14 protein-coding genes and 2 pseudogenes are annotated in these 12,512 nt (G+C 38.4%); 15 read left to right on the top strand and 1 reads right to left on the bottom strand.

From position 1 onward, the window contains the following. The first annotated feature begins 47 nt into the window (after window positions 1-47). Genes FN924_RS15025 through FN924_RS19605 form a run of 5 tightly spaced genes read left to right on the top strand, consistent with a single transcriptional unit; the run spans window position 48 to window position 3,357 of the window. Window positions 48-794 carry an energy-coupling factor transporter transmembrane component T family protein gene (locus tag FN924_RS15025; protein ID WP_143897243.1) on the top strand — a complete coding sequence of 249 codons (747 nt, stop codon included), beginning with the start codon at window positions 48-50 and terminating at the stop codon, window positions 792-794. Next, window positions 791-1,654 carry an energy-coupling factor ABC transporter ATP-binding protein gene (locus tag FN924_RS15020; protein WP_143895861.1) on the top strand — a complete coding sequence of 288 codons (864 nt, stop codon included), beginning with the start codon at window positions 791-793 and terminating at the stop codon, window positions 1,652-1,654. Before FN924_RS15025 ends, FN924_RS15020 begins: the two co-directional genes overlap by 4 nt. Continuing rightward, window positions 1,654-2,463 (top strand): energy-coupling factor ABC transporter ATP-binding protein, encoded by an 810-nt coding sequence (locus tag FN924_RS15015; protein ID WP_143895859.1) that lies wholly within the window; start codon window positions 1,654-1,656, stop codon window positions 2,461-2,463. Before FN924_RS15020 ends, FN924_RS15015 begins: the two co-directional genes overlap by 1 nt. Before the next feature lie 4 nt (window positions 2,464-2,467). After that, complete coding sequence (locus tag FN924_RS19610) at window positions 2,468-2,827, top strand: PfkB family carbohydrate kinase (RefSeq protein ID WP_143895857.1); 360 nt, start codon at window positions 2,468-2,470, stop codon at window positions 2,825-2,827. Then, complete coding sequence (locus tag FN924_RS19605; RefSeq protein WP_143895855.1) at window positions 2,779-3,357, top strand: PfkB family carbohydrate kinase; 579 nt, start codon at window positions 2,779-2,781, stop codon at window positions 3,355-3,357. Before FN924_RS19610 ends, FN924_RS19605 begins: the two co-directional genes overlap by 49 nt. Window positions 3,358-3,406: 49 nt before the next feature. On the opposite strand, the pseudogene FN924_RS15000 reads toward FN924_RS19605, so the two are convergent. After that, a pseudogene (locus tag FN924_RS15000) lies at window positions 3,407-4,768 on the bottom strand (IS3 family transposase). A 497-nt stretch (window positions 4,769-5,265) separates the two neighbouring features. Here FN924_RS15000 and FN924_RS19420 point away from each other — a divergent pair. From FN924_RS19420 to FN924_RS14955, 10 genes and pseudogenes are all read left to right on the top strand, one after another. Then, window positions 5,266-5,511, top strand: a complete 246-nt coding sequence (locus tag FN924_RS19420; RefSeq protein WP_228409471.1) for an alpha/beta fold hydrolase — start codon at window positions 5,266-5,268, stop codon at window positions 5,509-5,511. A gap of 62 nt (window positions 5,512-5,573) precedes the next feature. After that, window positions 5,574-5,954 carry an alpha/beta fold hydrolase gene (locus FN924_RS19415; RefSeq protein WP_228409470.1) on the top strand — a complete coding sequence of 127 codons (381 nt, stop codon included), beginning with the start codon at window positions 5,574-5,576 and terminating at the stop codon, window positions 5,952-5,954. A gap of 315 nt (window positions 5,955-6,269) precedes the next feature. Further along, window positions 6,270-6,716, top strand: a complete 447-nt coding sequence (locus tag FN924_RS14990; protein ID WP_143895853.1) for a hypothetical protein — start codon at window positions 6,270-6,272, stop codon at window positions 6,714-6,716. A 1-nt stretch (window position 6,717) separates the two neighbouring features. Beyond that, window positions 6,718-6,942 carry a helix-turn-helix transcriptional regulator gene (locus FN924_RS14985; protein WP_143895851.1) on the top strand — a complete coding sequence of 75 codons (225 nt, stop codon included), beginning with the start codon at window positions 6,718-6,720 and terminating at the stop codon, window positions 6,940-6,942. A gap of 120 nt (window positions 6,943-7,062) precedes the next feature. Then, the gene (locus FN924_RS14980) at window positions 7,063-7,437 is read left to right on the top strand and encodes a hypothetical protein (protein WP_143895849.1); all 375 of its coding nucleotides are present in this window, start codon (window positions 7,063-7,065) and stop codon (window positions 7,435-7,437) included. Next, a complete protein-coding gene (locus tag FN924_RS14975; RefSeq protein WP_143895847.1) occupies window positions 7,415-8,125 on the top strand; it encodes a DUF2306 domain-containing protein in 711 nt (236 codons plus the stop codon). Before FN924_RS14980 ends, FN924_RS14975 begins: the two co-directional genes overlap by 23 nt. A 143-nt stretch (window positions 8,126-8,268) precedes the next feature. After that, the gene (locus tag FN924_RS14970) at window positions 8,269-9,249 is read left to right on the top strand and encodes an NAD(P)-dependent alcohol dehydrogenase (protein WP_143895845.1); all 981 of its coding nucleotides are present in this window, start codon (window positions 8,269-8,271) and stop codon (window positions 9,247-9,249) included. Window positions 9,250-9,971: 722 nt separating this feature from the next. Further along, a complete protein-coding gene (locus FN924_RS14965) occupies window positions 9,972-10,400 on the top strand; it encodes a hypothetical protein (RefSeq protein ID WP_143895843.1) in 429 nt (142 codons plus the stop codon). A 192-nt stretch (window positions 10,401-10,592) separates the two neighbouring features. Next, entirely contained in the window at window positions 10,593-11,138 is a 546-nt protein-coding gene (locus tag FN924_RS14960) for a nucleotidyltransferase domain-containing protein (RefSeq protein ID WP_228409469.1), read from the top strand. Window positions 11,139-11,408: 270 nt separating this feature from the next. Continuing rightward, window positions 11,409-12,173 (top strand): annotated as a pseudogene (locus tag FN924_RS14955) (PhzF family phenazine biosynthesis isomerase). The last annotated feature ends 339 nt before the right edge of the window (window positions 12,174-12,512 follow it).

Raw genomic sequence — 12,512 nt, 5'->3', positions numbered from 1 at the left:
CTATGGGAAACTTTGTGAAAATAATCACTTTCTTAGAGGGGGGAGAAATGTTGCAGCACAACTGGATATTATCCTTACATCCATTAACAAAATTTTATTTTAGTTTAAGTATAACCATCTCTGTTTTTATCGTATCTTCCTATTGGTACGCAATGGCCATGTTCGGGATTTGTCTTATCCTTGCCTTATGGGCAGGTGTCCAAAAAGCGTTTCTTCAAAATGTTCTGCTCGCATTAGGCTTTTTGCTCATTGTTCTCTTTCTCATGCAAGCCTTCTTTTATCCAGGTAACCAAGTCATATGGAAGCTTGGGTTCTTATCAATGAAAGCGGAAGGGATACACTATGGTCTAATTATGGCAACTAGAATACTAGCGATAGGTTCTGCCTTTATCCTATTTTTCAAGATTACTGCCGTAAGAGATTTCGTCAAGGCTTTAGAAGATATTGGACTCCCTCCTATGGGAGCGTACGTTGTTTTATCGACGCTGCAAATTATTCCAGAAATGCGCAAGCAATCAAGAGTTATCATGGATGCACAAAGGGCAAGAGGAGTCGAAACCGAAGGGAATGTGTGGGTAAGGGCAAAAGCATTTATTCCGATATTAACACCTCTCATTCTGTCGTCTATTGCTAGTACAGAAGAGCGTGCTATTACATTAGAGTCTAGAGCCTTTCTAACGAAAAACAAAAAAACGAGCTTGTATAAACTATCAAAAGGACCTCTAGATCACGTGCTTCCAATCGCATTTGTCGTAATTCTAGTTGGTTTACTTATAGGGAGGGTGCTTGGATGACTATCATGTATGAGCTGAATAACATTTCCTATCGATATCCGACGAGTGATTCACCGGTTCTACAAGACATTTCTGTAAAGCTAGAAAAGGGAAAACTGTATGGGGTTATTGGGAATAACGGATCTGGAAAAACTACGTTATGTCACCTGCTAAGAGGCTTTGTTCCACACTTCTATAAAGGGGAAGTAAATGGTCAAATTTTGCTTGAAGGAGCTTCCATGTTAGAAATGGAGCTTGGAGATTTGGCACCAAAGGTCGGGTACATGTTTCAAAACCCTTTCATTCAAGTTTCTGGCGTAAAGGAAACCGTCTTTGAAGAAATAGCTTTCGGATTAGAGAATCTCGGAATTTCAGAAGAAAAAATTGTTCCATCCGTAAACCATGTCTTAAAACAGGTAAAGATAGATCATCTCCGAGATAAAAATCCATTTGAACTGTCCGGTGGCCAAAGGCAACGAGTTGCATTAGCTTCGATTATCGTAATGGATCCAGATATTCTTATAATGGATGAGCCAACTTCTCAATTAGATCCACAAGGGACTGAGGATATCTTTGAAATCATTACAATGCTGAAAGAAATCGGCAAAACAATCATCCTCGTTGAACACAAGATGGATTTCATACTGGAGTGTGCGGATCACATTTTAGTAATGAAAGATGGCAAGGTAGTTATGGAAGGAGAGACCGAAGCCGTTTTTTCTAATCCAGAGTATTTGTCCTTGAATATAGCAGTACCCTCCGTTGCGGACGTCTATTTTGACTTGCAAAAAAGAGGCGTAGCACTTACTAGGTTTCCACGTACGAAACAAGCTCTATTGGCAGAGCTTGTGGAGATGACTAGGAAGGATGGGATGGGATAATGAAACAAATTCGAATGGAAAATGTCCATTTTTCTTATCCAGATGGAACTGTGGCACTACGCTCCTTCGACTTGTCAATAGAGGAGGGAGAACGCGTAGCAATGATTGGACAAAATGGAGCTGGGAAAACAACTGCCGTAAAGCTAATGAATGGCTTGGTAAAGCCCACTGGGGGTAATGTATTTATACAGGATTGGAATACGAAAGATTATACCACTGCTACGCTGTCGAGAAAGGTTGGATATGTATTCCAGAATCCAGATGATCAGATTTTTCACAGTGAGGTTCAATCCGAAATTGCCTTCGGTCCACGCAACCTAGGATGGAATGACAAGGAAATTCAAGAGCATGTTCGCTATGCTGCCAATTTGACGGGGATAAAAGAGATTATGATGGAAAACCCATATGACCTGCCTTATTCGACTCGGAAATTCGTAACAATTGCTTCGGTTCTTGCGATGAATCCTGATATCATTGTGATGGATGAACCCACAGCAGGACAGGATGCGGTTGGACTACAGCAAATCGGTTTTATTTTAGATGAGCTCCAAAACAAGGGTAAAACTGTAATTACGATTACGCATGATATGGAGTTTGTCGTGCGCCATTTTAACCGTGTAATTGCAATGGCACAGGGAGAAAAGATAGCGGATGGAGATATTCAATCCATCTTCTCGGATGCAATTATTATGGAAAGAAGTAGGTTAAAACCCCCCTTTTATGCTAGCCTTGCTAAAGACTTAGGGGTAGAGGGTTCCGTGCTAACAAAAGAGGAGCTTTGGAAGCATCTTCGAATAGAATCGAGGTGATAATTTGAACATATTAGTTGTTGGAAGTATTAATATGGATTTGGTTTTATCTGTCGATCGAATCGTGCGTCCAGGTGAAACGATTCATAGCAGTGGGTATGAACGCTTCTTTGGTGGTAAAGGAGCAAACCAGGCTGTTGCCGCTGCTCAATTAGGAGCAAATGTCTCTTTCATTGGGGCGGTTGGAGATGATGATTTCGGTAGAGCAACTCTTGAGCATTTTCAGGATAAGGGAATCGAAACGAAAGGGATTAAACAATCTGACAAAACCGGAACAGCAATTATTCAAGTTAGCCATGATGTGGAGAAAATTCCATTGTTCTTGTACCGGGAGCCAATCATACACTTTCTGTTGAAGATATAACGAAGCAGGAAGCGCTTTTTGATTCGTGCGATATCTTATTGACACAGTTAGAGGTCCCTCTTTCTGTAGTGGAAAAAGCGGTAGAGCTTGCCTATTCAAAAGGAAAAACAGTTATCTTAAATCCTGCGCCTGCTCAAGTTCTATCACCAAAGTTGCTAAAAATGGTGCATTATCTGACACCAAATGAACATGAATTAGCAACCATCAGTAGGGAAAAAGTGGAATCCATCGATGATGCCATCCAAGCATCACATCAGGTAATTTCACTAGGGGTGGAGCATGTGATTACAACCCTCGGCGCCAAAGGTTCTATTCATGTAACGCAGGATTCTCACGACTTGGTACATAGTGAACCTATGCAACCAGTGGACACAACAGGAGCTGGAGATGCTTACAACGCAGGGCTAGCGACAGGACTATTAACTGGTTTATCCGTTCTTGATACTATGCATTTAGCGACTAAGGTGTCTAGAAAGGTCATCATGAAGGAAGGAGCCCAGCCTTCAATTCCGACGATGGAGGAAATATGAGAAACGCCCAGCTCTGAAGTGACCCCAAAAAGTTAGACAGATAATTTTATTAAGCAGCTTGTTGGGCAAGAGTTCGGAATTGTACTGGACTCTTGCCTTTTAATTTTGTCTTAATACGTTTGTTGTTATAGTAATTCATGTATTCTTCAAGTTCTTGTTTAAAATGATCAATGCTATCAAATTCATTGAGGTATAGAAATTCAGATTTCATAATTCCAAAGAAATTCTCTATCACTGCGTTGTCATAACAGTTTCCCTTACGTGACATACTTTGTGTTATCCCTTGCTCCTTTAAGGCGTGGCGATACTGCCTCATTTGGTAATGCCATCCTTGATCTGAGTGAAGAATTAACTTATCTTTATCTGTTAATCGTTCAAAAGACTTCTCTAACATGTTTGAAACAAGTGAGTATGTAGGTCTTGAACCAATCGTGTAAGTAATAATTTCACCATTAAATAAATCAAGAATAGGAGATAGGTAGAGTTTCTCCCCAAATAATTTAAACTCAGTAATATCTGTTACCCATTTTTCATTTGGCTTTTCTGCCTTGAAGTTACGGTCCAATATGTTTGGTGCTGTCTTACCTACTTTCCCTTTATAAGAACGATATTTCTTCATACGAACCATACTTTTCAAACCTAATCCCTTCATGATTCGTTGAACTTTTTTATGATTAACTTTGTACCCACGGTTCACAAGCTCATCTCGAATACGACGATAACCATATCGTCCTTTGTGTTCATAATAAATTTCTTTTATAAGTTTTTAGTTCTGCATCTTTATCTGGACGATCTAATTGTTTAACGAAGTAGTAGTACGTACTACGTGGTACATCTGCCAACGTTATAAGTGCTTTCACCGAGAAGTCATTCCTTAGTTCATAGACTATTTTCGCTTTGTCTTGTTTGGTGATTTTTCCTTGTTTTGAACTAAGGTGTTCAACTTTTTTAGATACTCATTCTCCATTCGTAGCTGTTTTACTTCAGCTTTGAGAGCTTCAATAGAATTATCAGTTGGTACTTGTTTTTGTGTATCTCTCTTATTTTCTTTTTTCATGAGTGTACGCCCCTTTTTCTTCGGTTTAAGGGCGTCTACTCCTCCTTTTTCATAAAGGATCCTCCATTTTCTAATCATACCTGGAGAGGAGATTTTAAAAATCGCGGCTGTTTCATTAGGTGACGTCCCATGCTCAATCATATAGTTAAGCACTTTTAGTTTAAACTGTTCTGAATAACTTGCATAGGATTTCTTTAATAATCCCTCTAAACCATGAAGATTATATTGTGCCACCCAGTTCATTATCACACTTGAAGACGTCCCCAGTGATTCTCCAATAGAATGATAACTCTCATTACCTTCTAAATATCTTTGAACTGCATTTAATTTATTTTCTTGAGTAAATTTAGCCATAAAAAACTGCACCTCCAATTGTTGAGTGTCTAACAATTGGGGTGCAGTTCACTCAGCCTGGGCGTTTACATTTGCATACACATATTTATGAGATAAGCAATGGCAGCAATGGCAAGGAAAACTAGCGTTGCGGTCACTCCCAACAAAGGCATCACAAAAATCATCCATATCACAAAGATCGCAAACCCGATTATAAAAAATAGAAAGTACAAAATAAATGTGGAGAGTTGTCTAAGTCCTCTCATGATGAACACCTCTGCTTCAGCATATGCCTAGGTTAGGGATGGGGTTACTAGTTTGAAAGTAAATGGAACGAAATTGAACGTGTTAGAGAGAAAGTGAAAGAGCGATTAGTCAAACACTACCAAGAGGAAATAAACTGGTTACTAGAATAAATTTATTTAGATTCATTAAACTGTGATTATTTTCACTTAAACTAACGGGCAGCAATGTTTAATAACGGTGATACTTTCTTTGAGAAGGGGGTTAAATTGATTTTGCATACTGAAGTGTTTGGTGCTGGCGAACCAATTGCATTTTTACATACTGGATTACAAACTGGTTTAACTGATTTTGAATATCAAAGGGAGTATTTTAAAGAAAAATATAAAGTTATTCTTCCTGATTTACGTGGTCACGGAAAATCAGTTGAGGAAGACCTTACCAATTTTTATAAAGGTTCAGCGAAAGATATAGTAGATACTCTTATTAACTTAGAAGTGGATTCCGCACATATTGTTTAGCTGGGATATTTTCAGCAAAAAGGTTTCCTAACAAAGTTAAAAGTATAACGATATCTGGTGTTATGTCTGACAGACCAAATAATTGGTCTGTCAGACATAAACATGATGTTGAACGCCAAGCTCAACTGATGAAAAATGAAAAAGTGAATGATTACTATAACAGTTTACATAGGTCTAATTGGAAACAATCTCTTGAAATTGGAAAGGATGAAAATTGGTATCCATTTAACGAAACAAGAAATTTAGATGGTATTACATCTCCTATTTTGTACATAGTTGATGAAGGTGATAAAGCTGAAACGAAAGGTACACTATTTTACACTTCAATAAAAGATGGTGTGCACGTTTCTATTATTCCATTCGCATCTCACTTAGTTCATACAGAGCAATCAGAGATTTATTCGCAAATTTTAGAAGAATTTTTAATTAAGGTTGATAATTAAATATTTCTTAGAATATTGAACAAGGATTCAGCCCTCATCGTGTTAAAGGGCAGGTTAGTGGCTTTAGATTTTATACGTTTAAGTGTGTAAAATATCAAAAATGGAAAAAGCACTAAAAGATTTGAGGATAGTGCAAGCAAGAAAGCTATTTAACCCCTGACCAGTTGCGTCCCTATGAAGGCCGGCAGATTAGCCTATTAGGCTGCGTCCGGCCTACTTAGAGTAAGCTTAACTTGACTTTTTGTATAGTTTATTTTACATTATGTATATAGTAATTTACTTTATGTAAAATGGGATATACAGGAGGTGTAAACTATGATCTATCAAGAAAAGAAGAGCATTGTATCACTGATCAGCACAATCATTATTTTTGGAGCTTATTGTGCATATATGTATCCGCAGTATCCCGATGGTGTGCAGGAGTCGACGGAAACTTTTCGTTTTTGGGGTTCCTTCGTTCTCATCTTGACGTTGGTTTCCATTGTTGCGCATATCGTGAACAGCATTGCTTTCAACATCGTCTTCCGAATAACGACGGGAGAAAAGGAACCATCCTTTGCAGATGAAATGGATAAAATCATTGAACTGAGATCATTCCGAAATTCTTTCTTTGTGTTTGTTCTTGGTTTTCTTCTTGCAATGGGATCGCTGGTGATTGAACAGCCGTTACAGGTGATGTTCGTGATCCTGATCATCTCCGGATTTATCTCAGATGTGACCGGTTCCGTCACGAAACTTTATCACTATCGGAAAGGAGTATAATATGGGCAAAAATCTTGTTGGCAATCATATCAGAAAATTACGCTTCAATCATGATGAAATGACCCAGCAGCAATTGGCTGACAAGGTAGGCGTAACAAGACAAACTATCGTGGCTCTAGAAAAGGGAAACTACTCCCCATCTCTAGAACTGGCTTTTCGTATTGCTAACGCCTTTAACTTACCTTTGGAAGGGGTATTCTTTTATGGGGATAACACAAGGCAGTAAGAACTATGATTGTTTTTGCTTTACCTTTTATAAAAAGAGGGCGATAAAAATGCAATCAATTCTTGTCTCTACAGTGGTTGGTACCGCAACTTTTTCTCTGAAGCCAGATTGGAGAGCAAAATGAAGATAACAGCCTCGAATCTCATCCATTGGGCAGGTTTAGCAACTATGGTGGCAGGGATCCTTTTCATAGTCATTCAGCCGATCCATCCACCTAAAAATCTTTCGTCAGTAACTACATGCGCATGGGCAATTATCCATTACTTGACCATCGCCATGTCTTTCTACGGCCTGATCAGCATTGCTGGGATCTATGCCAGGCAAGTGAAAGAGGCAGGTTGGCTTGGTGGGGATATGCGCTCTGGTCTGAACGGCGAGAGAAAGCCTTGTAACCCTTACCCGGCCCCTGTATCTTCGGAGCGCGCCATGAAACGCATACAGCGCATCGTAAATCAGTTCAAGGAGCATAATTATGAAAACGGATGTCTACGATGAAGATCAAGCCCCTGATGTGCCTCAGCAGAGTGATATAGGTAAACCTAAGCCTCAGAAAACTAAAGCACCGGCAAAAGCAGTTTCATCAAAGAGGCTCATTACTGCACTGCTCGTGCTGAGCGCCGTTCCGCTGGCCGCAGGGGCCTTCCGTCTAACCGAGTTAGCAGGCGGTGCGGAAATCACGTCGGCCAACGCGCGATTCTTTGAGTCACCCCTGCCGGTGGTGTTGCATATCTTGAGCGCTAGCGTATATACCATCCTGGGCACGTTCCAGCTCGCAACCGGTTTCCGGCGGCGCAGGCCCGGCTGGCATCGGGCGGCCGGGCGGCTCCTGGTTCCATGCGGACTGTTGGTTGGTCTTTCAGGGCTGTGGATGACCCTGTTCTATCCCAGCCCGGATGGCGCTGGTGAGCTCCTTTATGCATTACGACTTCTGTTTGGGTCCGCCATGGTTGTGTCCATCCTCCTCGGCTTTGCCACGATCCTGCGAGGGGACGTGATTCGGCACCGTGCATGGATGATTAGAGGCTATGCAATCGGGCTTGGTGCTGGTACCCAGGTCCTGACCCATTTGGCCGGGGAATTGATCATTGGCCCACCGAGTGAGCTCAGTGGAGCGCTATTAATGGGTGCGGGCTGGGTTATCAACCTTACCGTGGCCGAATGGGCTATCCGCAAGCGGCCATAATGATGTATTCATTAACGGGTGCATTCCCGCAAGAATGGTAATGCTATTTCTTTAAGTAAAGAGTAGGATAATTTAAGAACAGTTTTACTATTGGTCTATTTATTCGTATTAATTAAGAAATAAAACAAATTTGAGGTGGAAGAATGAAGGCCATTGTGTACACAAGATACGGTCCCCCCGATGTGCTTGAATTGAAACAGGTTGATAAACCTATTCCAAAAGATAATGAAATCTTAGTTAAAGTAAAAGCCACAACCGTAACAGTAGCAGATATTCGGTCACGGAGTTTTACGGTTCCTCCTGCTTTTTGGCTTCCTGCTCGTATAACACTTGGTTTGAGACAACCAAAAAAAGAGATATTAGGAATGGAGTTAGCTGGAGAAGTGGAATTTGTGGGGAAAAATGTAAAAAGGTTTAAGCAAGGAGACCAAGTTTTTGCAGCATCCTTGACTGGGTTTGGAGCTTACGCAGAATATAAGTGTTTGGAGGAAGATGGACCTGTAGCTATTAAGCCTTCCAATATAACTTATGGAGAAGCTGCTGCCATTCCTATTGGAGCCCGAACAGCATTGCATTTTCTTAGAAAAGCAGGTATAAAGAGCGGTCAATCGGTTTTAGTTTATGGTGCTTCAGGGAGTGTAGGAAGTTATGCAGTCCAGCTTGCCAAATATCTCGGTGCATACGTTACAGGGGTTTGCAGTACAACGAATTTGGAATTAGTAAAATCTCTGGGAGCTGACAAAGTGATTGATTATACAGCAGACGATTTTTCTAATACAGACGAAACATATGATGTCTTCTTTGAAGCGGTAAACAAGAGTAGTTTTTCAGAGTGTAAAAAATTATTAAAGGACAACGGTACCTATATAAATGTTACTGAACCACTACCTAGCGTTCAAATGCTATGGACTAAATTGACCAGTACTAAGAAACTATTATTGAGCCGGAATTCACCTGAAACTTCAGAAGCATTAAACTTCCTTAAAAAACTTGTTGAGATGGGAAAGTTAAAAGTAGTCATTGACAGATACTATTCGTTGGATGAGATTGTGGAAGCTCATAGATACGTCGAGAAAGGACACAAGAGGGGAAATGTCGTTATAAATGTGGAACATAACCACTAATTTAAGGTGTATTAAAAACATACCTCTTGAAGAATATATTAGTTCGAGTTATTTAGTGTATCCGTCTATTAAAATGTAAAATTTGTGAAATAATGTACTTTCAACTAAAGGGTGCAATTTTTGAAGAAAAAAAACTTTGATAATCTTTAACGAACAGGGCAAAAACAAGAAGAGGGAGAATCCATTCAAATTAAATCAGATATAAATTATCTTTTTAGGCCGAGGTGTAACTGGTGGGAAGAAACCAATATAAAGGTAGCTTGTCCTATTGAAATCAATTGGTCGTTCAGTAAGGAAAACCTTATTGATTTGTTAAAGAGTGTGATAAATAAAACAAATCAATATTCTCATCAACAGATTTGTGATTGGTGTGATAAGTATTATATGAAGTTGGGTGAACTAGGTGATGAAATTATATACGTCGTACTAAGGGATATGGGATATTTTCACAGTAGGATTTATTTTTAGCTAATACCTTCTCGCTTAAAGAGCTACAGCATTTAGATTTTACTAAAGTAAAATTGCCCATTGAATGGTTCGAAGGATGGTTAAAGGAATTAGCTTAACAAATTTCTAACCTAAAGTTTGTGAGAGATTTTGCACTTACGCTAACGGGTGCTTGAACAAGAGATACAGCCTTTATATCGTTATAGGACGGGATTATTTAATATGATAGAAACAAAAAGTAATAAATTTCGTCTTTTGGGACAGGAGGTAGTCATATGCTGAAGAAAATTATAATCTGTTTACTAGTCATTTCAACTCTTGTAGCTTGTAGTCAACAAGGTGCCGAAGAAGAACCATCTATAGATAAAACCCTTGATATAACTTTAGAAGAGGTAGAAACTGCAATAACAGAACAAGGATTAGAATTAGAAGAAGCAAATTTACCAAGTGGAAATGCTTTTATCCAAGAACTAAACAGTGTGTCACCAAAAGCATATTTCATAGATGGTAGGACACTATCTACCTATGTCTTTCCAACTGTTGAAGCACGAGAAAAGGGAATGAATGATTTTGAAGAAAAAACTGCAACAATGGAATTGGAAATTCATAAAACATTCACTAAGAAAAATATTTTAGCATTCTTTGTAGAGGGAAACGAGGAAACTAGTACTAAATTAAAAACAGCCATAAATGAATTGGAATAAAACCAGATTAAATTACAGAGTGTGAATGACTACACTTAAAGTGAATGGTGCTAATGTGGAGCAATGAAAGGTGCTGGTCAATGAAGGGCTGGTACCTTTTTTGTTGAAGTAAAAGGGCAGAATACTTCAATAAACATTTTCTCTTGCTATAATGGTAGAGACGTTACCTAATAATAGGTTAGGAGAATTGATTTGCTAAAAACATTATCTTTTATCGCCAACAGATTAAGTGACCGTAATATAACTTGGGGAGTTGGTGGTTCACTTTTACTTAGTTTTTATAAAATAATTGATAAACCAAACGATATAGATATTTTGGTAGATGAAGCAAATGCCGCCAAGATAAATGAAATCATGTCATCCATAGGTAAACCAAAAGAAGCATTGAGTTCTAACCCTTTTCGTACAATCTATTTCTCTAAATATAGCATTAATGATATAGATATTGATGTCATGGGAGGACTTGCAATACAACATGACGAAGGGATTTACAAAATATCTTTTCAACAGGAATCCATTGTAGCTCACAAAAAAATAAATGGAGTTGATATTCCATTATGTTCTCTTGAAGATTGGTATATCTTATATTGGTTAATTCCAAACAAGCAAGAAAAGGCCTTGCTTATTGAAAAGTATCTAGAAGTTAATGGTGTAACATATCCACAACTACTTATTGAAGCACTCAGACAACCTTTGCCCCTTGAAGTCAAAGAGAGGGTAGAAAAACTCTTAAGCTAACGGAGTATAATTTGGAACAACCACACTTTATAAAGACTATTATTCATTACATGCAATAAGAAAGACTGATAACGAACGGGTGGCGAATCTGATAAAGCAGATACGATTTTTCACTATAAAACAGGTAAGTGGAACAATGAGATGATAAAGGAGGCGTTTCTATAACAAGTAGAAACGCTTATTTTATATAGATAGGTTTGTTTTTAATCAAGAAATTAAAACGAAATAGTAATATGATGCAAACTAATTAATTCGATAGGGGGAACGAGAATGAAGTCGATAACGGTTTATCATTATGAAGCTTTTAGTAAAGAACCTCACAAAGGAAATCCTGCGGGTGTAGTGTTAAATGGTGATGAATTGACAGATATAGAAATGCAAGAAATTGCCTACAAGTCGGTTTTAATGAGACGGCTTTTCCGGTTACGTCAAATGTAGCTGACCTTAGAATACGTTTTTTCACTCCCAGGTCATGAAATGAATTTATGTGGTCATGCCACAATGGCAACTGTTTTTGATTTAAAAAGTAAAGGGTTATTGGGAGATAAAAAGGAGATAACAGTTGAAACAAATGCTGGTATTCTACCGATTAAAATTAATGCATCTGTTAATAGTGAAATATGTATAATGATGAAACAGGCTTCTCCCCAATTTAAGGAATTCAGAGGTTCTAAAGAAGAATTGGCAAGTTCAATAGGAATAAAGGAATCAGATCTTCATGCTGATTTGCCTATTCTTTATGGAAGTACAGGTACTTGGAATTTGCTAATACCGATAAAACAACTTGATACTTTTCAATAAATGCTACCCAATAATAAACGATTCCCTAACCTTTTAAAGGAAATGCCTAAATCATCTATTCATCCTTTTTGTCTGGAAACATATGACTCAAAAGCTGATATGCACGCTCGACACTTTTCTTCACCTTATTCAGGTACTATTGAAGATGCAGTAACTGGCACTGCTTCAGGGGTGAGGGGGCATTTTATGCAAAATACATTAAAAATAGTATTAAGGAGCCTCAGAATCTTATAGTTGAACAAGGACATGAAAAGGAAAAAGAGGGTCGGGTGGGAGTACATGTTCCTGAAAATAGTGAAACATTTGATGTTCAGATTACTGGAAATGCAGTTTATGTGAAAGATTTTCAAGTCTTGTTTGAAAAATAAGAGTGTGCGAATATATACAGTTAAATAAATTTACACAAACTAACCGAATCTTTTATACTGGCGCAGGTCCCTTGGTATTTCAAGCTTGCGTCTTTTATTATGGAGTGATTGTTTGATTTGAACAAAAGTACGGTATTCCATTTGTAAGTATCTCGTAATTTTTTGAACGTATTCCTAGGCTATTTCTTGACTAATTTTTTTATAG

This window comes from Radiobacillus deserti (assembly GCF_007301515.1).
GTDB lineage: Bacteria > Bacillota > Bacilli > Bacillales > Amphibacillaceae > Radiobacillus > Radiobacillus deserti.
This window is presented reverse-complemented; position numbering and strand designations above follow the sequence as displayed.